At 33.2% G+C, this 24208-nt stretch carries 24 protein-coding genes; 12 read left to right on the forward strand and 12 right to left on the reverse strand.

What is annotated here, in order from left to right; all coding sequences use genetic code 11:
* Window positions 1–28: 28 nt before the first annotated feature.
* A complete protein-coding gene (hcp, locus tag ACP5Q2_RS01730) occupies window positions 29–1681 on the reverse strand; it encodes a hydroxylamine reductase (RefSeq protein WP_428096566.1) in 1653 nt (550 codons plus the stop codon).
* Window positions 1682–1776: 95 nt separating this feature from the next.
* On the opposite strand from hcp, the gene ACP5Q2_RS01735 reads away from it, so the two are divergent.
* The 4 genes from ACP5Q2_RS01735 (at window position 1777) to ACP5Q2_RS01750 (ending at window position 6818) form a co-directional block, all read left to right on the forward strand.
* Complete coding sequence (locus tag ACP5Q2_RS01735) at window positions 1777–2427, forward strand: Crp/Fnr family transcriptional regulator (protein WP_428096569.1); 651 nt, start codon at window positions 1777–1779, stop codon at window positions 2425–2427.
* A gap of 116 nt (window positions 2428–2543) precedes the next feature.
* Window positions 2544–4349 (forward strand): methyl-accepting chemotaxis protein, encoded by a 1806-nt coding sequence (locus tag ACP5Q2_RS01740; RefSeq protein WP_428096572.1) that lies wholly within the window; start codon window positions 2544–2546, stop codon window positions 4347–4349.
* A 123-nt stretch (window positions 4350–4472) separates the two neighbouring features.
* A complete protein-coding gene (locus ACP5Q2_RS01745) occupies window positions 4473–6596 on the forward strand; it encodes a heavy metal translocating P-type ATPase (protein ID WP_424604839.1) in 2124 nt (707 codons plus the stop codon).
* Window positions 6597–6611: 15 nt separating this feature from the next.
* On the forward strand, window positions 6612–6818 hold the full coding sequence (locus ACP5Q2_RS01750) for a copper ion binding protein (protein WP_424604840.1): 207 nt from the start codon (window positions 6612–6614) through the stop codon (window positions 6816–6818).
* 91 nt (window positions 6819–6909) lie between these two features.
* On the opposite strand, the gene ACP5Q2_RS01755 is transcribed toward ACP5Q2_RS01750, so the two are convergent.
* The 11 genes from ACP5Q2_RS01755 to lysA form a co-directional block, all read right to left on the reverse strand.
* Window positions 6910–7131, reverse strand: coding sequence for a hypothetical protein (locus ACP5Q2_RS01755; protein WP_428096576.1), 222 nt, complete (start codon window positions 7129–7131; stop codon window positions 6910–6912).
* 2 nt (window positions 7132–7133) lie between these two features.
* Complete coding sequence (locus ACP5Q2_RS01760) at window positions 7134–9863, reverse strand: MMPL family transporter (RefSeq protein WP_428096579.1); 2730 nt, start codon at window positions 9861–9863, stop codon at window positions 7134–7136.
* Between the two features lie 7 nt (window positions 9864–9870).
* Window positions 9871–10671 (reverse strand): outer membrane lipoprotein-sorting protein, encoded by an 801-nt coding sequence (locus ACP5Q2_RS01765; RefSeq protein ID WP_428096581.1) that lies wholly within the window; start codon window positions 10669–10671, stop codon window positions 9871–9873.
* A gap of 118 nt (window positions 10672–10789) precedes the next feature.
* Complete coding sequence (locus tag ACP5Q2_RS01770; RefSeq protein ID WP_424604846.1) at window positions 10790–11368, reverse strand: D-glycero-alpha-D-manno-heptose-1,7-bisphosphate 7-phosphatase; 579 nt, start codon at window positions 11366–11368, stop codon at window positions 10790–10792.
* Window positions 11343–12224, reverse strand: coding sequence for a lysophospholipid acyltransferase family protein (locus ACP5Q2_RS01775; RefSeq protein ID WP_428096584.1), 882 nt, complete (start codon window positions 12222–12224; stop codon window positions 11343–11345). Before ACP5Q2_RS01775 ends, ACP5Q2_RS01770 begins: the two co-directional genes overlap by 26 nt.
* Window positions 12211–13428 carry a 3-deoxy-D-manno-octulosonic acid transferase gene (locus ACP5Q2_RS01780; RefSeq protein ID WP_428096587.1) on the reverse strand — a complete coding sequence of 406 codons (1218 nt, stop codon included), beginning with the start codon at window positions 13426–13428 and terminating at the stop codon, window positions 12211–12213. The genes ACP5Q2_RS01775 and ACP5Q2_RS01780 overlap by 14 nt, the downstream gene beginning before the upstream one ends.
* The gene (locus tag ACP5Q2_RS01785; protein ID WP_428096589.1) at window positions 13409–14041 is read right to left on the reverse strand and encodes a lysophospholipid acyltransferase family protein; all 633 of its coding nucleotides are present in this window, start codon (window positions 14039–14041) and stop codon (window positions 13409–13411) included. The genes ACP5Q2_RS01780 and ACP5Q2_RS01785 overlap by 20 nt, the downstream gene beginning before the upstream one ends.
* Window positions 14041–15135 (reverse strand): DegT/DnrJ/EryC1/StrS family aminotransferase, encoded by a 1095-nt coding sequence (locus tag ACP5Q2_RS01790; RefSeq protein WP_424604850.1) that lies wholly within the window; start codon window positions 15133–15135, stop codon window positions 14041–14043. The genes ACP5Q2_RS01785 and ACP5Q2_RS01790 overlap by 1 nt, the downstream gene beginning before the upstream one ends.
* A gap of 92 nt (window positions 15136–15227) precedes the next feature.
* Entirely contained in the window at window positions 15228–17057 is a 1830-nt protein-coding gene (locus ACP5Q2_RS01795) for a PAS domain-containing sensor histidine kinase (RefSeq protein WP_428096592.1), read from the reverse strand.
* A gap of 49 nt (window positions 17058–17106) precedes the next feature.
* On the reverse strand, window positions 17107–17709 hold the full coding sequence (gene mobA / locus ACP5Q2_RS01800; protein ID WP_428096595.1) for a molybdenum cofactor guanylyltransferase: 603 nt from the start codon (window positions 17707–17709) through the stop codon (window positions 17107–17109).
* Window positions 17710–17746: 37 nt separating this feature from the next.
* A complete protein-coding gene (gene lysA, locus ACP5Q2_RS01805) occupies window positions 17747–19000 on the reverse strand; it encodes a diaminopimelate decarboxylase (RefSeq protein WP_424604853.1) in 1254 nt (417 codons plus the stop codon).
* Window positions 19001–19201: 201 nt separating this feature from the next.
* Between lysA and rpsF the strand changes: the two genes are divergently transcribed.
* The 8 genes from rpsF (at window position 19202) to ACP5Q2_RS01845 (ending at window position 24022) form a co-directional block, all read left to right on the forward strand.
* Window positions 19202–19636 (forward strand): 30S ribosomal protein S6, encoded by a 435-nt coding sequence (rpsF, locus tag ACP5Q2_RS01810; RefSeq protein ID WP_428096598.1) that lies wholly within the window; start codon window positions 19202–19204, stop codon window positions 19634–19636.
* Window positions 19637–19651: 15 nt separating this feature from the next.
* Window positions 19652–20056 carry a single-stranded DNA-binding protein gene (gene ssb, locus ACP5Q2_RS01815; protein ID WP_424604855.1) on the forward strand — a complete coding sequence of 135 codons (405 nt, stop codon included), beginning with the start codon at window positions 19652–19654 and terminating at the stop codon, window positions 20054–20056.
* 10 nt (window positions 20057–20066) lie between these two features.
* Complete coding sequence (gene rpsR, locus ACP5Q2_RS01820) at window positions 20067–20297, forward strand: 30S ribosomal protein S18 (RefSeq protein ID WP_424604856.1); 231 nt, start codon at window positions 20067–20069, stop codon at window positions 20295–20297.
* A 34-nt stretch (window positions 20298–20331) separates the two neighbouring features.
* Complete coding sequence (locus ACP5Q2_RS01825) at window positions 20332–21225, forward strand: DUF2232 domain-containing protein (protein ID WP_428096601.1); 894 nt, start codon at window positions 20332–20334, stop codon at window positions 21223–21225.
* Complete coding sequence (locus ACP5Q2_RS01830; RefSeq protein WP_428096604.1) at window positions 21209–22138, forward strand: cation diffusion facilitator family transporter; 930 nt, start codon at window positions 21209–21211, stop codon at window positions 22136–22138. Before ACP5Q2_RS01825 ends, ACP5Q2_RS01830 begins: the two co-directional genes overlap by 17 nt.
* 66 nt (window positions 22139–22204) lie before the next feature.
* A complete protein-coding gene (locus tag ACP5Q2_RS01835; RefSeq protein WP_428096606.1) occupies window positions 22205–22411 on the forward strand; it encodes a hypothetical protein in 207 nt (68 codons plus the stop codon).
* Between the two features lie 44 nt (window positions 22412–22455).
* Window positions 22456–22665 (forward strand): CBS domain-containing protein, encoded by a 210-nt coding sequence (locus tag ACP5Q2_RS01840; protein ID WP_428096609.1) that lies wholly within the window; start codon window positions 22456–22458, stop codon window positions 22663–22665.
* Between the two features lie 4 nt (window positions 22666–22669).
* Window positions 22670–24022 (forward strand): ArsB/NhaD family transporter, encoded by a 1353-nt coding sequence (locus ACP5Q2_RS01845; protein WP_428096612.1) that lies wholly within the window; start codon window positions 22670–22672, stop codon window positions 24020–24022.
* Window positions 24023–24208: the final 186 nt, after the last annotated feature.

Here is a 24208-nt window from a genome sequence, read left to right on the forward strand (position 1 = left end):
CCCCCTAGCATTTTGAAATATTTGGTTCTTATTTTCCAGCCATCATTGCTTCTATATCTTCTTTTACTGATGATATAGGTTTAATATTGAAATTTTCTACTAACACTTTTGCAACATTTGGTGATAGAAAGGCAGGAAGGACTGGCCCAAGCCTGATCCCTTTAACACCTAAATATAAAAGGGCAAGTAATACACAAACAGCTTTCTGCTCATACCATGCTATATCGTATGATATTGGTAGTTTATTTATATCGTCCAGTCCAAAAGCCTCTTTCAGTTTTAATGCAATGTAAGCAAGTGAGTAAGAGTCATTGCACTGGCCAGCATCCAAAACTCTTGGTATTCCACCTATATCCCCAAGATCAAGCATGTTGTATCTATATTTAGCACAACCAGCTGTGAGTATTACGGTATCTTTTGGTAGATTTTTGGCCACATCTGTATAGTATTCCCTTTCTTTAGCTCTGCCATCACAACCAGCCATAACCACAAATCTTTTTATTGCACCTTTATTTACGGCATCGATTACTTTATCCGCCAGAGCCATCACCTGATCGTGGGCAAAACCTATGGTGATTTTTTTACCATCTTTTGCTTTCAAACCACCGCATTCTATAGCTTTTTGAATCACAGGTGAGAAATCTTTCATCTTTCCATTAGTTGCATTTGGAATGTGTTTTATACCAGGCCATCCAACGAGCTCTGTTGTGAATACTCTATCTTTATAGCTATCTTTCGGAGGTACAATGCAGTTTGTGGTGAATAATATAGCACCATTAAATTGTTCAAACTCTTCCCTCTGATTGTACCAGGCTGTCCCAAAGTTTCCTATCAGGTGTTTGTATTTTTTTAGCTCCGGATATGCGTGTGCAGGCAACATTTCACCATGGGTATAAATGTTTACTCCTTTGCCTTCTGTTTGTTTGAGTAGCTCTTCCAGATCTAAAAGATCGTGACCAGATACAAGTATTCCGGGCCCATCAACTAAACCTGTAAAAACCTGAGTAATTTCAGGTTTTCCATATGTGGATGTGTTTGCTCTGTCCAAAAGCTCCATGGTTTTGACAGCAATTTCGCCAGCTTTTAAGACAAGTGAGATAAGCTCATTTACGGTTATATCCTTTCTCAGTGTTTCTACTAAAGCATCTTCTGTAAATTTAAATATCTCTTCAGATTTAAATTTCAACACATAAGCGTGGTCTGCATAAGCAGCTATCCCTTTTAATCCATAGGTAAGGAGTTCTTTGAGGGATCTTATATCTTCATTTTCTTCAGCTAAGATTGATGCGGCTGCTGCTTTGGCGAGGTAATCTGCCTCTGTTCTCTCCGGTTTCCAGGTGGCTGCATCGTAAGGGGCATTAGCATTGGCTCCTTTTGATACTGCTAAATCTTTCATCCTGTTTCTCAGGTCAATTGCCTTATTGTTGTATTCTACGAATCTTTGTGGATCAAAGTTTACGTTTGTGATGGTGGAAAAAAGCCCTTCCAGGAGAAAAAGATCTGCTTCTTCATCTGTGACACCTTTTTCTCTGGCAAGTTTTGTCCAATAAGCAAGTCCTTTAAGGTTATAAACTAACATATCCTCCAGTTTGGCCACCTTATCATCTTTTCCGCATACACCTCTGGTGGTACATGCAATATTTTTTGCAGCTTCGGAACATTGATAACAAAACATACTCATCTTGTCCTCCTTGTTTTTTTGTTCTGATGGTAATAATACTCATTTTATCTTAAAAAGAATTGACTTAGGTCAAAAAAAAATTATATTTTTAAACTATGAAAAAGATAGATGCCATAAGAATATTCTGTAACACTTTTCTTGGTGGAATTGATGAAGAACTTTGTAGTATGATGGAAACTGTCACTGCAGTAGTTACTAAAAAGAAAGGGGAAATTTTTTTTATTGAAGGTGAGCATGGATCTAATGTGTTTTTTTTGATATCAGGTCTTATAAAGCTATACAAAACAAATGATGAGGGTAAAGAGGCGATTATCCATTTCGTCAAAAGTGGTGAGATCTTTGCTGAGATATTATTTTTTTTACAGAATAGATACCCTGTAACTTCCGTTGCTCTGGAAGATTGTATTGCTCTTTCAATAGATTCAAAGAAGATTGAAGAATTAATTAGTAAAAAATCTAAGTTTGCGATGAAACTGATTGGTGCCCTATCAAAAAGAATCAAATATCTTATAAATATGCTCGAAAATCTTACATTATCAGATCTTTCAACAAGGTTTCTAAATTATATAAAAACACTTGCCGAGCAGAAAAAAAGTGATGAGATCGTTTTGCCAGTGAAAAAGGGTGATCTGGCTATTCTTTTAGGGGCTACACCTGAGGCTTTTTCAAGAATGCTTAAGAAACTGAAAGATGATGGTATCATTGAGATGGAAGGTAGGAAGATAAAACTGCTTAAAATGATATGAAAATTTATATATTCTAATTATAAGGTATTTTTAAATAAAAAATATTTTCTTGATTTTACTAAATAAATGCTGTATTTTGCCGATATATACAAATAAAAAAAGTTGGGGGTTGTTTTATGGAATTTTTTAAAAATATATACATATTTCTTGAAAGAAAGTATTTTAATTCTCTAACGAAGAAATTAGTTGGAAATGTTTTGGTTTTTGTGTTTTTTCAGGCAATGGCGATATTTGTTTTTTTAGGATTTGTGCAAAATCTAAAAGAAAAACTGCATTCACTGAATCTTCCTTTAGATCAGATGAAACATATATATTCTGATATCGATTTGGCATATATATTTTTTATCATTTTGACAATAATCTCTTTTTTAGTTTCAGTTTTTGTCGTTTTATTTTTGAGGTATTTAATAGTTATTCCAGTAAAACACCTTGTCTTCTTTTTTAATGATGCGTGTACAGGGGAAGGGGATCTTTCCAAAGAGCTACAGGTCAGTACATATGATGAATTTAAGACCCTTGCTGAAAGTTTCAACTGTTTTCTTGGTAAATTTAGAGATATGATGACGAAAATAAGAGAATCCACCATATTTGTGGCTACTGAGGCTGCCAAAGTTAGAAAGAATTTGGAGGTTACGACCAACGCAGCCCAGAGACAGAGTGAACTTGTCAATACAATTGTTATTGCGAGTAATGAGAGCAACTTAGCCCTTCATGAGATATCTCAAAATACAAACAACATCTCCGACGCCACAAACAAAAATCTAGTATTTGCAAGACAATCAAGAGATCAGATGAATGAAATAATAAATAGTGTAGAAGTGATAAATGAGAAAATAAGTAATTTTGTAAATACAACAAATATGCTTGCTGAAAATTCTCAAAAGATAATGGAAGTAATAAATCTAATTACCGACATTTCTGATCAGACAAACCTTCTTGCCCTCAATGCCGCAATAGAGGCTGCCAGAGCTGGTGAGCATGGTAGGGGATTTGCAGTGGTGGCTGACGAAGTCCGTAAGTTGGCTGAAAAGGTAAAAGATGCTGCCCAGGATATAAATTCAAGTATAAAAGTTATGATTAAGAATGTGAATGAAACAAAAGAAGAAACTGAACAGATTTACGAAAATGTAACTAATGCTAAAGAGACGGTTGCAGATACAGCGAGTAAATTTAACCTTTTTATCCAGGATTTTGAGAGGATTGGAGAAAAGCTTATATCTATGGCCTCTGCAATAGAGGAGCTGTCTTCAACGAATGAAAATATAAATAACAGTATTGGGGAAGTCGGCCATTTAAGTGAAGAAACATTGAAAAATGCCAGGAATTCCACAGAGTATTCGATTATACTTAATGATCAAACACAAAATATGCAGGAATTAGTCACAAGGTTTAAAACTGGTTCTGGAATGTTTGAAGAGGTATTGGGAAAAGTTGACTCCTTCCGGAATGAGGTTACAAATGCCATAAAAAATCTTGCAAATAAGGGTATTAATGTTTTTGATAAAAATTATAAAAAGATTCCGAATACAAACCCTCAAAAATATAAAACAGATTATGATAAATACTTTGAAACCGACATTCAATATATATACGATAGATTTATGAGTGAGTTACCAGGTTCCATATTTGCCCTTGCCGTTGATACAAATGGATATGCCCCCACCCATTGCAGTAAATACTCCAAAAAACCTACAGGGGATTATCAGACTGATTTGATTTATAGCAGAGATAAGAGGATATTTAATGATAGTACAGGTATTAAAGCAGCTAAGAATGAAAAGAAATTCTTATTACAGATCTATCTCAGGGACACCGGAGAGATAATAGCAGACCTTTCAATGCCTATTTATGTCAATGATAAGCATTGGGGGGCAGTAAGGGTGGGATTGACGCCTGAAATGTTTTTAGATAAAAAGAATTAATCAATAGATACACGATAAATTAAAAAGTCCCCTAATTAATTGGGGACTTTTTTATAACCTATTTTAAAAAATCTTGTTTTTTTCAGCTAAAATTATAAATTAGCAAAGCCAGGAGGTAGAGTGGTGAAGAATGTGAAATTGTCGATTTCAGGAATGACATGTGCTGCATGCTCCGGAAGGATAGAAAAAAAACTCAAAAGAACTGATGGAGTTTTAAATGTCAGTGTAAACCTTCCTTTGCAAACGGGGGAAGTAGTATTTGATGAAACGAAAATTCAGCTTGATAAAATTATAAAAATTATTGAAGATCTTGGTTACGGCGCTAAACTTTTTAACAAAAATCTCAATGAAGAAAGCTTTGAAAAGTGGATTTTAATAAAAATTATTGTGGGTTTTATTTTTAGTACACCTCTCTTTCTTGGAATGATTTTTCACCTATTACATATAAGTTCTGCTGAATTTCTTATGAACCCATATGTTCAATTGATACTTGCTACACCAGTGCAGTTTTATTGTGGTTTTCAATTTTATAAAGGTGCATATCACAACTTAAAAACTGGTGGAGCCAATATGGATCTTCTGGTGGCGCTTGGTACGAGTACAGCCTATATATTTAGTGTATTTAATATCTTTAAAGGTGGGGATCTATATTTTGAAACATCTGCCATACTGATAACACTCGTTTTATTCGGTAAGTATATGGAAGCAAAAGCCACCGGAAAGGCATCTGATGCAATAAAGAAGTTGATTGATTATGCTCCTAAAAAAGCTAAAGTTATAAAAGATGGTATTATTTATGAAATTGATATAAAGGATATTAAAGTGGGTGATTTATTGTTGGTGGGTAGTGGTGATAAAGTCCCGGTTGATGGTGAGATCGTTGAGGGTAAAGGATTGATTGATGAGTCTATGATTACTGGTGAATCTCTTCCTATAGATAAAACAGTAGGGGATAGGGTAATAGGTGGCACGATAAATAAACATTATATTTTTAAAATGATTGCCTCCACCACTTCTGAAGGGACAATATTAAGCCAGATAATCAGATTAATAGAAAATGTGCAGACTTCAAAAGCACCTATACAGCGCTTTGCCGATAAGGTGTCAAATATTTTCGTTCCTTCTGTTGTGGGGGTATCTATTTTAACATTTTTGGGATGGTATACCTATTCACACAATTTGAGTACTGCTCTGATAAATGCTGTGGCGGTTCTTGTAATCTCCTGCCCATGTGCTCTGGGACTTGCTACACCCACATCTATAATGGTATCAAGCGGTGTAAGTGCAAAAAAAGGGATTCTTTTTAAAGATGCAGCTGCCATTGAAAATATAAACAAGATTAAGGCGATAATTTTTGATAAGACCGGTACTATCACTACAGGGAAAATATATGTTAAAAAATTTCAAAGTACAGGTGTTTTAGATGAAAATCTCTTATTTTCTCTGGTAAAAAAAGTAGAATCGCATTCATCCCATCCTCTGGCTTCAGCTATTGTTGAATATATTTCGAATAAATCAAGCTTATTAATGGATGATATTGATGTTTTAGATATAGAGGAAAAGAGTGGATCTGGTATGAGGGGATATTGGTTTGGAAAAGAGCTTTTTGTGGGTAAACCTTACACTCCGATTGAAGAGGAGCCTGGTAGTATCGTGGCGATTTATATAGAAGGTAGACTTGAAGGATACTTTCTTTTGCAGGATCAATTAAAAGATGATGCAGCAGATGTGGTTGGTAGATTTATGAAAGATGGTGTGGAAGTATTTCTGCTAACGGGAGATAATAGAAAAACTGCCGATTTTTTTGCGGAAAAGATAGGTCTTGATAGAAATAACGTCATAAGCGAAGTGCTACCTTCAGAAAAAGCTGAATATGTAAGTAAAATAAGAGAGAAAAAAGAATTTGTGGCGATGGTAGGTGATGGAATAAACGATGCTCCAGCACTTGCTACAGCGGATATAGCTATAGCAATGGGTAATGGGACAGATATTGCTATAGAATCTGCATCTGTGGTGGTAATGAGAGGTGACTTAGGAGCAGTTTATAATGCATTTAAAATAGGGGAATATACCTTAAAAAATATTAAGCAAAATCTATTCTGGGCATTGTTTTATAATAGTTTGGGTATTCCTCTTGCTGCTTTTGGGTTCTTAAATCCCATAATAGCAGGTACCGCAATGGCTTTTAGCTCTGTTTCTGTTGTTTCCAATGCCTTAAGGTTGCGAAAAATGAAGCTAATATATTAAAAAAAGGGGTGTAAAATGAAAAAAGTATTGAAAGTTACAGGAATGACATGCCATCATTGTAAAATGGCAGTGGAAAAAGAGGTGGGAAATGTTGATGGAGTAATATCCGTTGTGGCATTTCCAAAAGAGAATATGGTGGAAGTTGAATTCGACGAAACAAAAGCTGATTTAGAAAAGATAAAAGAGGCTATCGACGAAGCAGGGTATGAAGTGGTAGAGTAGTATTATTATAATATCAGGGGGAGGGTTTTATTTTTTTAAATTTTATTGTATTTAGCTAATAATTATATCATCTTTAAAATTTTTTGTATTTTTATTGTAAAATTTGAAAATCCTCAAAATTACTGAGGAAATGGTAATATTTAAAAACTAGGTTAAAATCCATACCTGAGAATAAAATATCTGTGAATTTTTTATCTTTTGTTTCAACAGTCTTTGGTTCTTTTACCTCAATTTCATTAAAGATATCAAAATCGTCTGCAAATGATATAGTTACAAAAAATAATAAAAATATTGGCAAAAAGTATTTCATCATACTTATACTCCTTTGGTAATTTTTTCTGTTGTTTCTTTGAGCCTTATACTCATTACCTTAGAAAGATTCATAAAGAATTTTGCTGTAATGTTGGGTAAAAATTTTCTAATCCTTTCCAGTGATTCCCAGTCAAATTCTAATGTAAGACAATTTGTTTTTGCTATGACATTTGCTGTTCTCTCAATATCTCCACAAAGGGCAATTTCACCAAAAAACTGTCCATCTTCAAAAGTTGTTATTTTTATACTCTCGCCATTTTCTATGTTTCTAAAAACATCTGCTTTTCCATCAAGTAATAGATAAAAAGTTCTTTCTTTATCCCCCTGTCTTATAATATATTCCCCTTCTTTAAATTCTTTCATTTTCGATGACAATACAAGCTTTTTTATCTGCCATTTTTTCATCCCTTCAAAAAGGACTGAATTGAAAACACTTTGTTTCAACTTGATGTTTAGCATATCCCAAAGGGTAATTAATCTTGTTTTTGATAAAAGCAGAGGTGTTATTATTAGATCTGCTAAAAGTGCAATTACCATGACCATTGCACTTAGCCACCCAAAATGTATTACGGGTAAAAAATTCGATAAAACAAGTACACTAAAACCAAGTGTTAAAGCTATAGAAGTTGATACAACTGCTCTAACCTCACTATGCATTGTTTCTTGAATTGCTAAATCTTGATCATTCATTCTTTTTAGTTCTGAATTATATCTAACCATCAAATGGATAGTATCATCGACTGCTATGCCTATAGATATGGCTGCTATCATTGCTGTTCCTACATTTAGATCTATGCCGAGGTATCCCATTGTGCCAAAAGCAAAAAATATAGGTATGATATTTGGGATAAGACTTAGTAACCCAGCTTTTAAATTTAAAAACAATATAGACATGATAAAAAATATTATAAAAAGTATTAGAGTGATAGACCATGGCTGTCCTATGGCAATTGTGTCTGCCGCAGCGTTAACAAGTACATTTTCACCTGTAAACTTGATTTTTAGTGAAGAGTCTACGTTGTTTTTTATATAATTCTGAACTTCTTGAATAGCATTTTTAAGTTCATAAGATGAAGTTAAATTATGTTTGACGATAATATTAGCTTTACTAAAATCTGCGTTTACGTTGTTTTCAATATCTTTTCTATGAAACAGAAGATAATATTGAGCGATAAGTTCTTTGCTTTCTGGAATTACATAAAACTTTTTATTACCTTCATTCATCTCCTGGTTCACTAATGCAATAAAATCACTTATACCTATAGACTTAGAAAAATATTTAGTTTCATTTAGGTGGTTTACTATTTTGTATATTTCTTTGAGGTAATGTGGATTTTTAAATGCACCAGGTTTACCAGCATCAACAACTATGTAAAAATTTTGTGCCCCAGCCAAATGTTCTTTTACTATATCTGATCTAAGTCTAATCTCTGAGGTTTTTTTAAAATAGCTTATGGTATCGTTATTAATCCTTAAAAAATTCATCCCAAAACCTATTGCTACTGTGATTACAACTACAACTCCAAAAACAAAACCTCTGTTAAAATATATAATTTTTAATGCAAGATTAGCTATTTTTTGAAATATATTTGAATCTGATCTATCAGAATGAGTTGGAGCTTCCAATGGTCCCCTTAATCTTAACATTGCCGGTGTATAAAAAACTGTTATTATGAAGTTTGCTATTAAACCAAATGTCGTTACTATACCAAATTGTTTTAAAACTGTAATATCATTTGTTATTATTGATGAGAATCCAGCAATAGTAGTAAAAGCTGTAAGAAATATAGCGATCCCCATCTTATTTGCCATAAATTCTATTGCAAAATGCCTATCTTGTTTATGTTCAAGTCCTTCAAAGTATTCTGAGATCATATGTATGTCTTCTGTTGAACCAATAACTATAACAAGAGCTGGAATGATAACTGTGATTATATTTATAGGTATACCAATCAAACCCATAAAACCAAATGTCCAAACCACGCTTAAACCAGCCGTTACTAAGGGTGATAAAGCTCCATAAAGAGATCGTAGACTTATAATCACTACTATAAATAATACTAAAACTGCTAATGGTACGAGTTTTATTTGATCTTTAATAATATATTCCACCAAACTTTTCTTGAAATAAGGACCACCTATCTGAAAATACTCTTCGATTACACCATTTAGTGGTTTAAGATAGGATTCTATTTCTTTAGATACAATTGTGTCATAACTTTTAATTTCTGGGTGTTTTTCTATGATGATGTTTATGGCCATTGCAGTGCCATCTTTGTTTATAAGATTGCTGTTCAGTATAGGATTTTCAATTGCATCCCGCTTGGCTTGCAATATTTCTTCTTTTGAAGGGAGGTTAAAAGGGTCCAAGAAATCCTCAGTAATAAGTCCCCCATCCCTCCACTTTATATTTTTTTGATTATATACAGTTTCGATTTTAGAAATATATTTATATTTTTCAAGCTTTTCTAAAACTTTTGATATTGCATTGATTTTATCTTCACTGAAAAGATTTTTATCTTTTAAAAAAATTATCATCCTGTTGTCTGATCCGAATTCTTTTATTATTTTTTCGTAATAAGTTTTTTCTGGATCCCCTTTAATCATGAATCCATCTGATGAAGGGTCTATGACAACTTTTGGAATCTGAGAAGCAAAGAGCAAAGTGATTATAAAAATGACTATTAATACAGCTATGTAATTATTTTTGGCAAATATCAGAAGTTTTTTCATCTTTTGCCTACTTTAGCTCAGTATGTAATCCTTTCAAAATAAATCTTTCTGTAAAACTTTCTTCATCAATGTTTGTTGAGGCATCTATTTTAATAGTTTTTATAAGAGTCTTATGTTTTTCTTTAAAGTTATTCATTATAGTTTTTTCTGCCCTCCAGATAGTTCCTCCGATATTTTTAAAATCAGATGACATCTGAGTTTTAATTAGTTCTCCCTTTCTATCATAAAATTCTATTTGAACAGTAACATATACATCTTTTGAAACCCATAAGATTCTTTTTGAATAGGCGGTATCTTTTGAATAATTTGCAACTGGAGTTGCCTCAATTACCCAACAGTCTTTACCTTGTTTATTCTCTTCTCTTAATATTGTATAGTTAAAATTATTAATATCTTCACTAGTCATATCTTCGTATGTGAAATCAGTACCCATAAAGTAGTTTTTCTTGCTCCCTTTTGCAATTCTTTGCATTTTTCCTAAATTGGGCATGTAAAGCCATTGATCATCATCTCTGTCTTTTTGTTCCCAGGTGAGTAGGGCTGTTCCTTTTATATCAGCTGGAGAAAGAAAAGTAACAATTGCTTTATGCAAATCGTTGCCAACTTCTTTAACTTTGCGTATAACCTGCCTTACTTCTTTACTTTCATCAGAATTGACCAAAACCATTTGCTCATAAGAGTATTCATTTTTTGTTTTTTGTCTGTCTTTCTGCGTTTGCATAATATCTTTTCCTGTGGTTGCATATAGCTCGAGGGAAAGAAAAAAAGATATGATTATCACTAAAGAAGCTTTTAATATTTTTGACATTAAGTCCTCCTTGTAAGGTGATTTTAAGTTTCTTTAATTAACTATAAATAAAAGTTAAGAAATAAAAGTTTTTTTATTTAAATTTGAAATATTTTTTATGCTCTAAAAAGAGAATTTTTTAATTATTCTTTAAGATGCTTAAGATTTCATACACAGCATAAAGTAGGTTTTCAGTTATTATGTCTGGTTGGATGGGATTATTTTGATTGGATAAAATCTCACCTTTTCCATAACCTGTTCTTACAAGTATCTTTTTTGCACCTATCTTTTCTCCAAGTTCCACATCAGTCCATTTGTCTCCAACGACAAACATTCGATTTTTATCGATCTGAAAATCTCTAAAAGCCTGTTTTATCAGTCCATCTTTTGGCTTTCTGCAATCACAATCTATCCCATATAATGGATGTTTGGCTTTAGGATAGTGGGGGCAGTAATAGATTCCATCTAAAATTGCACCTTTATTGTTTAAGTCATTAGCCATTTTTTTGTGTATCTCTTTTACAAGGTCTTCAGAAAAATAGTTCCTTGCTATTCCCCCCTGGTTGGTTACAATGATTGCTAATATGTTGTGGATATTCAAAAGTCTTATCGCCTGGGGTACAAAATCGAAGATTCTAAAGCTATCAATATGATTGATGTAGCCTGCCTCTTCATTTATAGTGCCGTCTCTATCAATAAATACTACCGATCTTTCCATTTTCATTCTCCAAAACTCTTTTAAATCTTTTGTTTAATGTAAACCATTGTTCTGGGTATTTCCTTATAATGTCTTCATAAATTTGATTTATCTGGTACGCCAATTTTTCTGCCGCTGCCACCTGATCCAATGTTTCGGCAGGTTCAATCGGTGGGTATATCTTGATGGTATATTTATCATCTTCCCTTATGAGAAAACCGATAAGTATCACTGCACCGATTTTTGATGCATAAATAGGTAGTCCTTTTACAAAGGTGGTTTTTATACCAAAAAAATCTATAAAAAAACAGTTTTTTTCCAGTCCACCCTGATCAAGTAAAGCCCCCACCGGGATCCCTTTTTTGAAAAATCTCTGAATGCTTACAATTGCGTTTGAATGGGAAATAAAATGTATATTTTCCCTAGTTCTCAGTCTGTGGAGGATGTCATCTATCTTTTTGCTCCTAGTGGATTTTCCAACAATCGCTATTTTACCTTTTGTGATTGATGAATATACTGCTGGCAAAAACTCCCATGAGCCTATATGGCCTGTTATCAAAAAGATAGGTTTACCTTTTTCTAATGCTTCTTTTAGATACGTTAGATCGTTTAATCTGATATTTTTAGCAATAAATGATTCATCTATTCTGTTGGTATAAAATATCTCCATCATAGATTTAAAGCTATTTTTAAAACTTTCCTTCAGAATCTTTTCATTGAAATTTTCCCCCAATGCTATTCTAAGATTTTTTCTGGCAATTCTTCTTCTTCCGGGTAGAAGGTAATATATAGTTATGCCTAAAAAACTTCCGATCGTATGGAGAGTTTTAAGATTGCATCTGGTTAATAAAAAAACTATTATTTTAATCAATAGCATCTCTTATCTCCTCAATTATCGGTTTTAGTTTTTCTCTTGAAGAGAAGTCAAGTGCTTTGAAAAAATTTTCAAAATCAGCATTATTGTATTGGGATTTTAGATAGTCAATAAGTTCTTTCTTGTTTTCTATTACTTTTACGACATTGTATTTTAATGCAAGGGTAAAGATTTCTTGAAAGTTTTGCATATGAGGCCCTATGGCAATAACTTTCTTAAATTGAAGAGCTTCAAAAATATTATGACCACCTATATTAACAATCGAACCACCAACAAAGATTTTTAAAGATAGAGAATACAAATACTCAAGTGAGCCAAATCTATCCACTATTACGGCATCTACATCAGAGTTGTATTTTGTAAGGGTACATATTTTTAAGCCTTTTTTGGTGCATAAATCTTTTACTGAGTCTATCCTGTTTAGATGTCTTGGGGCTATTATTAGTTGGTCGAATATATCTAAATCGATGATATCCAGAAATGCATCAATTACCAGTTCCTCTTCACCCTCATGGGTACTTGCAGCCACTAATATTCTTTTGTTTGGAGGTATTATCCCAAGATCTTGGGGGCGGGAAAAGTTCAAAAATTTGATGTTTCCTAACGTTACCAGTTTATATTCTGAGTTTAAAAGCTCTTTAAATTTATCAGTGTCTTCAGGACTTTTAGTGAAGATTTTTGTAAATTTGTTTAGTAATGGCTTAAAGATAAATTTTAGCATTTTATATCTTTTGAAACTTCTATCGGAAATCCTACCATTTATCAATATTAAGGGGATTTTTTTGTGTACCGTATTAATAAGGTTTGGCCATATCTCTGTGTCAACTATTATAAATAATTTACATTGTAAAATGTCCAGTAGGTATGAAATAGCCCATCTATTCTCTATAGGTAGAAGAATGGATAGATCAGGTTGAAGTTCCTCTATAGCTATTCTTTTTCCCGTAGCTGTGGTGGTGGAGATTATGATCGAAAGATCCGGAAATTCTCTTCTTATGGTAGTATATAGAGTCTTTATGCTTCTAACTTCACCTACGCTTGCACAATGAATCCATATCGATTTTTTTATGGTTTTATCTATTTTGATAAAACCAATGCGCTCAAAATAGTCTTTATATTCCCCTTTTCTGTAAGCTATTATATACCCTAATGGGATGATTATCGGAATTAGTAATAGTAAAATTACATTATAAATAAAACTTAGCATACTTTTCTGTCATCTCTAACATTATTTTTCTTAATGATTCAGTCTCTTTTTTTATCTCATCTTTTTTTATATCGGGATTTGGTATTATTGGATCACCAAGGAAAATTTTTATATTGGCAAAAGGTAGAGGAAAGGTAAATCTATCCCAGCTTTTAAACATTTTATACCTATTTATGTAGACTATTACAGGAATTATTGGACAATTGAATCTCCTTGAAATGTATATTGCACCATTTTTGACAGAAAAGCGTGGTCCTTTTGGGCCATCTACAGTCACCACTATGTCATACCCATTTTTAATGTACTTTTCTGCCTCAATTATAGCTATGGCACCAGCCTTTGAGGATGATCCCCTTACGGACGCAAAACCGAAGTGCTTTATTACTGATGCGGCAAGCTCACCATCCCTGCTGCGGGAAACTATTCCACACGATTTTGAGTAGTGTGCCATAGGATAAAAAAGCGCCAGCTGGCCGTGCCATATAGCAAATACGACGCGCTTACCGCTGGCTTTTAATTCCTGATATCTGTCTAGACCAATTACCTCATATTTTATAGTCTTTAATATCAACTTTGTTATTAAAACAAATATGTACACCAATAAACTTTTCATTATTGAATTGCTTTTTTAACAATTTCTCCTATTATAATCACTTCAGATTCTTCAAGATATGGATTTATTGGTAAGGAAAAAACTGTCTTTGCAAGCTTTTCACTCACAGGAAAATCCCCTTCTACATAACCTAAATATTTGAAGGCATTCTGGAGATGTAGAGGAACGGGGTAATAGATTGCTGATGCAATCTCAGCCTGCTTCAAAGCTTCGATTGCTTTATCTCTTTTATCGCTTGTGATGGTGTACTGGTGAAATACGTTTATCCCGTTTGCTGTCTCTTTCTGATAACCCACACAGTTTCCAATTGTTTTCTGGTAAAGTTTTGCTACAGATCTTCTTTCATTGTTAAACCTGTCTATATATTTCAATTTTACTTTGAGAATAGCAGCTTGCATATCATCCAGTCTTGAGTTGAATCCAATCATCTCATGGTAGTATCTTACGTAAGATCCATGATTTCTTAGGGCTAAAACAGTCTTGTAAATATTTTCATCATTTGTGGTAATCATTCCACCGTCACCATAACATCCGAGATTCTTGCTTGGGAAAAAGCTGAAACACCCCACGTCCCCTATGTTACCTGTTTTTACTCCTCTGTATGTGGCACCGAATGACTGGGCACAATCTTCAACGATTTTAAGATTATATTTTTTTGCTATTTCCTTAATTTTATCCATATTACATGGATTACCAAAAAGGTGTACTGGAATTATTGCCTTTGTCCTATCTGTGATTTTTGATTCTATCTGATTTACGTCTATATTCATAGTTTCTTCGTCCACATCCACAAATACAGGTTTGCCACCGCAGTAAACTATAGATTCGGCTGTGGCTATAAAGGTAAATGGAGTAGTAATCACTTCATCACCATCTTTAATACCTATCGCTTTTAGTGCAAGATGTAGGGCATCTGTGCCACTTGCAACACCTATGGCATATTTACATCCGAGGTATTTGGCAGCACTTTCTTCAAACTCTTTTACATTTGGGCCCAGAATAAATTGGGTGGCATTCAGGCTTTTATCTATCTCTTTTTTAATTTCATCACCTATATCTGCCAATTCTCTTTTTATATCTAACATCTGTATCATAAAATTACCTCCATAAGTTGAAATCTTAATATATTAATGAAATTAGATAAAATAAACAATATTTTTTTATTTAATCTTTATTTATAATATATTTATTGGTTTATGATAATATGAAACTCTGTTCCCTCTCCAAATTTGGAATATACTTTAATATCCCAGCCGATGTCGTGAATAATTCCACTTATGACGGCTAATCCAAGCCCTGTACCTTTGCCAATGTCTTTTGTAGTGAAGAATGGATCAAAGATCTTATCGATATGCTCAGGTTTGATTCCGGTACCGTTATCTTTGAATATGATTGTTTTTATGCCATCTTTTTCAAGGCTATCGATGGTGATGACACCATTATCTGTTATCGCATCAATGGCATTGGACATAAGATTCAGAAATACCTGGTGAATTTTTCCTTTACTTGCTTTTACTTTTATCTGCTGGGATAATCTATTTTCTAGAGTTATCTTTTTAGCTTTTAATCTACTTCCAAAGATTTTTGTGGCGAATTCTATAGACTCTCTTATATCAAATTCTTCATGCTTTTCTATACCTTGCCTTGCATAATCCAGGAGATTTTGAACGATATTTTTGGTTTCTTTACCTGCTTCTATGATGACATTTAGCATTTGCATCTCTTTTGAATTTTTATCAAATCTTCTGGCTAAAAGCTGTGAAATATTCAATATCCCAACAAGTGGGTTGTTTATTTCGTGGGCTACACCACCGGCTAAAAGCCCAAGGGCAGAAAGCTTTTCTGACTGAATAAGTTGTGCCTCAAGGTCTTTTATTTTGCTTATATCTCTTATTAATTCTACACATGCGGTAACTTCACCTTTTTCATCAAAAAGAGGTGCCCAGACTACCTCAAAGTGACCTTTTGATTCTTTTAAAAAGTTTGTTGTAGATATGCTGAAGCTACTTTTTTGTTCAAAAACTTTTTCAAACATGCAAAACTCACATTTTGAACCCTTTCCTGTGATCTCCAGAAAACATAATCCGCTTTTAATACCTGGTATCTTTCTAATTAAATAGCTATTAGCCCAGATGAGGTTGTAATTCCTATCAATTAGGGCAACCCCTTCTTCAATCGACTCAACGATTCTTTGAAATTTTTCATGCTCCAGCTGGAATAGTTTTTCGAATTTCTCTTTTTCATAAATAAATCTATTTATTGAGTTTTTTATCAAAAACAGAAGCACCAATATTATCGTCCCTAATATGAAAGCTGACAAACCTATTTTTACATCTTTATCTGTAAATCCTGTGTAGTAATATTTGAAGGGGGCATAAATAAATATCTTGTAATCTCTGTAGAAGGACGCTGAGGTTATGGCAAATTTTTCTTCGTTACTTATAATAGAAAACTGAGATTTTGATTTTACATCTTTGACTTTGTTAAAAAAATCTTTGTACTCAGAGGCATATACAATTCTATCGCTTTTGTAGGTGATGAAGATATTTTCGCTGAATAAATTTTCACTTATAATTTTTTCGAGATTTGAAAAGGCTATGTAAATTTTATCATCTCTTTTTATGTATAAACCCAGATAACCAACATCTGCAATGTTATCTATAAAAATATCTTCAGATTTTTGAAAGAAAGATTCATGGATTTCGTATTGTTCTGAAAAATTTTTCAGAATTGTTTTGTTATTACTGATAATTATCAATTTGTCTGTAATTTTTGATATATTGGTCTCATCCTGTATAGTCTTATTTAGTAATAAATTGAGATTTGCAAGCTCTTCTTCCATAGCAGTAATGAGCCTGAGTATTGATTTTTCCTGTGTTTTGAATACATAAAAGTTTAGTTTCTCGCTACTTTTTTTGTCGATATATATAAGTAGTGTAATAAGTAGAACAAGGAGTAATGATAATATCAAAAATATCTCAAATGGGTTTAGTCTCTTATATAACTGTTTGATCATCTGATACAATCTGGATATATTTCATTGGTAGATTATAATTTTAAAAATATCATTTTTCAATAGAGATTTTGTTTTCAAGATGTAACAGATCTTCTTTTGTATTAATATTTGAAAAAGATATCAACTCTGGGTCAGTACAAATAAAATATTGTTCATCAATATATTTCGTTTTAATCATCTCCAGAAAAGTCATTACTTTAGGGTTACCACTTTCTAAAAAATGTTGTAATCTGTATGCAGTATCTTTTTTATAACAAGCCAGCAATGGGTGTACTTTCCCTGATATTTCTGGTACTGAAGCGTCGTAGCCTTCAATTTTTTCCACGATTGTTTTTATTATCTCAGTTTTTAATAATGGTGCATCTACGGACCATATGAATACCTTATCGTATAGTGCATTTAAAAGAGAGGAATAGATACCCATAAGAGGTGTTTGTATCTTTTGACTGAAATCTTCAACTTTCTTTAAACCTATTAAATCTGGATATTTTGAAATATCTTTTGTCACCAACATGACATCATTGGTGATCCGTGAGGCTTTTTCAAAGCATAGCTTATAGAAAGGTTGACCGTAGATGGTGGCAAGTGATTTGTCACTACCAAATCTTCTGGACATTCCTCCTGCCAATATGGCTATACTGAAATTTTGCATAAGATTTAAAAGGCGGGGTTACCCGCCATGTTAATTCTTATAACTTCGAAAAGTCAAGGGTGGCAAAATAATCATCTATTGTTTCAGCTCTTCTGATCTGTTCAACCGTTCCATCTTCTCTTAATAGAAGCTCTGCTGATCTAAGCTTACCGTTGTAGTTAAATCCCATTGCGTATCCATGGGCGCCTGTATCGTGAATTACGACAATATCCCCAATTTCTATTTCCGGCAAATTCCTATCTATTGCGAATTTATCATTGTTTTCACAGAGGGAACCAACGACATCGTAAACTTTGTCATGCTTTGCATTCTCTTTACCCATGATGGTTATATGATGGTATGCGCCATACATGCCGGGTCTCATAAGGTTTGCCATGCAGGCATCTACACCTATATAATTTTTGTAGATATTTTTTCTGTGAATTGCTTTTGTTACTAGATAGCCATAAGGTCCTGTGATCATTCTGCCATTTTCCATATATAGCTTTAGATCTTCCATTCCAGAACCTTTTAACATTGTTTCAAAAAGAACTTTTATGCCGCTTGAAACGTACTGTAAATCAACAGCTTTCTGACCGGGACGATATGGAATCCCTATGCCACCACCCATATTTATGAATTCGAATTTAATTCCGAGTTCTCTGTTAATCTCGAGTACCAGCTCCAGAAGCATCCTTACAGTTTCGATAAAATAATCAGGATTTAGCTCATTTGATGCCACCATCGTATGTAGACCAAATCTCTTAACACCTTTTTCTTTGATAATTTTATATCCTTCAAAAAGCTGTGCTTTTGTAAAGCCATATTTTGCCTCTTCAGGTTTTCCTATTATTGCATTTCCTTCTCTTAAAGGGCCGGGGTTGTATCTAAAGCAGAGAAGCTCCGGTAGTTTCCCAAGGGTATTTTCAAGATAGCTGATATGTGTAATATCATCCAGATTGATAATAGCTCCAAGTTCATATGCTTTTTTATACTCATGGGCTGGGGTCTCATTTGAGGTAAACATGATCTCTTCCCCAACGATACCAACCTTTTCCGATAAAACAAGCTCTGGTAGTGAACTACAGTCTGCTCCAAATCCTTCCTCTTTCAATATCTTTAATATATACGGATTTGGGCATGCCTTTACAGCAAAGAATTCTTTGAAACCTTTATTCCAGGAGAAGGCATTTTTTAATTTTCTGGCATTTTCCCTTATCCCTTTTTCATCATAGATGTGAAAAGGGGTAGGGTATTTCTCGATTATATTTTCAATCTGATCTTTTGTAAATGGCAACTTCTTTTCAGACATTCACATACTCCTTTTTTAAATTTCCGTTAAATTATCTTAGATTAAATTTTTTTTCAACAGATTTTTAAAGAATAGGTATTTAATATTTAAAAACAGGTTTTTGTAAAAAATATTTGACAAATAGTTGATTATGTATTAGATGATTCAATCCTTGCTCATAGCAGTGTAGGTCTATGGGCTAAAAAACCATAAGGAGGAAAAATGAATACCTACGAAACCGTTTTTATAGTGTCCCCTGCAATACCGCTAGATGATGCTAACGCTATCTTTGAAAAATTCAAAGATCTGATCTCCGCAAATGGTGGAGAAATATTAAATAGTGAGTACTGGGGAAAATTAAAGATGGCATACCCCATAAACAAGCATAAAGATGGGTGCTACTATCTTATCCAATACAAGGCTGACGGAAAGTTTAATAGTGAGCTTGAGACCAGATTCAAGTATGACGAAAATGTATTAAGGTTTGTGGTGGTGAAGCTTGATGGTAAGACCTACAAACTCAGGAAAAGAGATGAAATGACCAAGCCAAGAAGTAGAAGGTATGAAGAAAAACCGCAAACGGAAGTTAATGCCGATGGAGCCGTTGTGGATCAGAATGCTGAGGCTGAAGAAAATTCAACTCAGGAGAAGGCTTAAAGCTGGGAGCATATTATGGGATTTTTTAACAAAGTCATCCTCTTGGGGAATGTAACCAGGAATCCGGAAGTTAGATACATTCCAGGCAATGGAACTGCAGTTGGAAGATTTGGATTAGCTGTAAATAGAAGGTACAAATCTGGTAATGAAACAAAGGATGAGGTCTGCTATATTGACATTGTTGCTTTTTCTAAGTTGGGTGAGTTTTGTGGGGAATTTCTCACAAAAGGTCTTTCGGTTTTGGTGGAAGGGAGATTGTCTTATAGGACCTGGGAACAGGATGGTGTTAAGAAAAGCAAGCATGAGGTAGTTGCTGAAAATATTCAGCTCGTATGGAAAAAAGATCGTAGTGATGTGAACGATATTGTTGAGGGGTCATACGACTCTGCAGAAATAAACGAAGAAGATATACCATTTTAGGGGGTTATAAATGCTTAATGCAAGAAAAAAATTTCAGAAAAAGAAAAGCTGTAGATTCTGCACAGATAAGATAGAAATAGACTATAAAGATTCAGTTCTCTTGAGGCAGTTTATCACAGAAAGAGGAAAAATTCTTCCCAGAAGGCTTACAGGTACCTGCACAAAGCATCAGAGAAGACTTGCCACAGCAATCAAAACAGCAAGAATTATAGCTTTGCTTCCATTTTCCATAACAAAATAGATTTTTGGGGGGCAATAACCCCCTTTTTCTTATTATGAAAAGTATCGTTTATCTCGTTTTTTCTTATCTGCTTTACTCTTTGAATCTGTTGTATCCTCAGTTAGCGTTTTTGGTAAATCTATTTATCCCTCTGTTTTTTGTATTATTTTTTTATGATTCAGATAACACCTTATCCGACAAAAAGAAGTTCTTAATTTTTATGATATCATTTTTCATTCTGTCGATATACAGTTACAAGGTGGCAATTAATATTTTTCTAATGGCTGGAATTCCGGCTATATCTATCTATTTTAGATATATTAAAAATAAAATAAAGCTTGAACCTGTGATTTTCGCACCATTACCTGCATTTATAGTTACAGTTTTTATTTTATTGTTTGTGGGGGAGATTCGGGAGAGCTTTTACAAATATATATTAGGCAATTTAGATATAGTTATAAATTCTTTGAAAAATATTCCTAATAGTGAAGTCAATATAAATCCGGAGCAGCTAATAAAACGTAAAGAGGAATTTGCATCTATAATACTCTATATCATCCCTGCAGTAAGTTATGTATATATTTCGTTTATGACATTAATAGCCAAAAGGGCGATACTTTTTAAGCTTGGGAGGTTTTCTGAGGTGTTCAGGGTGCCTTTCCATATGGTTTGGTTACTTATATTAGGTGGCTTCACATTTTTGAGCGATAGGCTGGAGATTAAAGCAATATCTTATAATACATTCATTATATTTACATATCTTTTTTTTATACAGGGTAGTAACCTCATTTCGATAATTTTGACAAGGAAAAAATTAATCTGGCTTAGAGTAATTATTTTGATACTTCTTTTGATACATCCGTATATTATTATTGCAATAGCATTCATAGGTCTATTCGATAATTGGTTTAATTTTGCATCGGTGGCTGAAGATGATCAAAAAAACTAAAATCCCAATACTCTCGATAACTATGGCCGCCATTCTTGCCTTATCTAAACTGATTGTGGCTTTGTATACAGGGTCTATGGCTATTTTATCTTCTGCACTCGATTCTATCCTTGATATAGTTGCATCTGGAGTAAATTATTTTGCACTAAAAGCCTCGGAGGAGCCTCCAGACAAAGCACACCCCTATGGCCATGGTAAGTTTGAGTCGCTTGCTGCTTTTGTTCAGGCTCTTATTATTATGGCTACAGGTGTTTATTTGTTTTATAGGTCTATTATGGGATTAATAGATAAAAAAGATTTGACGGACCTTAATACCGGAATATACATAATGTTGTTCTCTATGTTTATGACCCTTCTTTTAACAATTTCTCTAAGATATTATGCTAAAAAATATAATTCTACAATAATACTTACCGATGCTATGCACTATGAGATAGATCTTATTACAAATACTGGTGTTTTAGTGACATTATTTTTAGTAAGATATACCGGGTTTTATCAGATAGATTTCATAGTTTCGTCTTTAATATCCGTATATATAATATATTCTGCATTTGATCTTGCCCGCGACGTCTCATCCATTTTATTGGATAGAGAGATGTCTGAGGAAGATCAAACAAAAATTAGAGATATACTTAAAGATTATGATAACAGCTTTGTAGATTATCATAAAATGAGGACAAGAAGTTCTGGAAAAACAAAGTTTGTGGATATGCATATAACCTTGTGTAAAAATATGAGTTTAAATGATGCTCATCATATTGCTGACTTTATAGAAAAGGATTTAAAGGAGAAGATATCTGATCTTGATGTAATTATCCATATAGACCCATGTGAAATTGGAAATTGCCCGGGTCAGGAAAATTGCGAAAGGTTTATCGATGTTATCAAAACAAAAAAAATAGATAATTAACATTATCACTTGACTTTTTAATTATTATGATATAAAAGAATGAAATAACATAGTTAATTAGGTAATATGAAAGCTAAAGATATAATGTCACCATTTAATGGAATAGCATTAGATCCGGAAATGTGGTTAAAGGAAGCAGTGGAGTTTATGAACTTTTATTGGAAGAATGATGGAACGGTTGGTGTGAAAGGGATGCTGGTGATGAGTGGAGATAAAGTTGTGGGAACTCTTTCTATGGAAGATGTTTTAAGATCAGTTATACTTTTTATATAAACCCTCTTTTGAGTGATTTTACATGGGAGGGGATGCTTTTGAATATGGCTTCCAGAATGTGTAATAAAAAAGTCAAAGATATAATGAATAAAAATTTAATATTTGCGGAACCAGATGACTCTTTAATGGAATGTGCTGAAAAGCTTGTAAAATATAATTTGCAGAGACTACCTGTGGTTGAAAAAGGAAAAGTTGTAGGAATTATTTTAATCAGGGATTTGTATAATGTTGTGATAAATAATATTTTGGGGTGATTGAATGGAAATACAGACGGATGTGGTGATAAATATTAAGTTTTGGGCAGCAACAGCCATATTAATTATTACATACATAATAATAATTTCAGAAAAGATCAATAAAACGATAGTATCAATTTTTGGTGCAAGTTTGATGATAATACTACATCTTGTAGACCAAAAAGAGGCTTTTTATTTTGAAGAGCTTGGAGTTGACTGGAATGTGATTTTTCTTCTGATTTCTATGATGATAATAATAAATATTATGAAGCCTACAGGTTTTTTTGAATATATTGCCATAAAAAGTGCTAAGTTTGGTAAGGGTGATCCAATTAAAATTATGTTAATTTTTGCTGTGGTTACGTCTGTACTGAGTGCTTTTCTGGATAATGTTACCACAGTGTTATTGATTGCACCTGTATCACTTTTAATTGCTAATGCATTAGAGATTTCACCAATACCTTTTCTTATTGTGGAGGCCCTCTCTTCTAACATAGGTGGTACAGCTACTCTCATAGGTGACCCACCTAATATCATGATAGGGTCAAAGGCTAAATTGAGTTTTGTGGATTTCTTGATACACCTTACTCCTGTTGTGTTGATAACTATGATCATCTTTCTTTTTATATTAAAGTTTGTATTTAAAGAAAAATTGAAGATAAGTGATGAGAAAAAACAGAGAATTTTATCTATGGATGAGAGCAAAGCGATAAAAGATCCTGTACTACTTAGTAAATCGTTATTTGTTCTTGGGCTTGTACTGTTAGGGTTTGTAATACATGGTATCTTGCATTATGAACCTGCCACTATAGCATTATTTGGAGCAGGATTACTTTTATTATTAGCTGGGATTCACGATCCTCAACATATTTTTAGTGAGATTGAATGGTCTACCATATTCTTTTTCATTGGGCTCTTTATTATCATTGGTGGTGTTGTGAAAGTTGGACTTATAAAATTAATATCTATCAAAATACTCGAAATTACTCAGGGAAATCTTATGGCAACGAGCATGTTAATCATTTGGTTTTCGGCTTTTGCCTCTGCATTTATTGACAATATCCCTTATGTGGCCACAATGAATCCATTGATCATAAATATGGCTGCCCAATTATGGCCAGATGAAAAAGGGGTCGCCCTATTGCACCATCCAGAACTTTTACCTTTATGGTGGTCCCTTGCATTAGGAGCATGTCTTGGGGGAAACGGCACTATGATAGGTGCTTCAGCCAATGTCATAGTTGTGGGTATCGCCAACAAGGCTGGAGAGAAGATTACATTCTTGAAATTTTTAAAATATGGCATGCCCACGATGTTATTGACGGTTATTGTATCTTCAATTTATATTTATGTAAGATACTATTTGTTAAAATAAGAATTAGTTAAATTTATTTAGGTTTCAGAAGGGTTGATTTTATTATAAGCTGGTTAAAATAAAATTAAAAAATATTTCATATGTGAAATTTTCTGAGTGTTACTACTTTTTAGCAATAGGTTACATTAGATCTAACTTTTAATAAATATCTTGACATGTTAATTTAATCATTATATACAATATAAA

The sequence above is a fragment of the Calditerrivibrio sp. genome (assembly GCF_049968475.1).
In the GTDB taxonomy this organism is placed as follows: domain Bacteria; phylum Chrysiogenota; class Deferribacteres; order Deferribacterales; family Calditerrivibrionaceae; genus Calditerrivibrio; species Calditerrivibrio nitroreducens_A.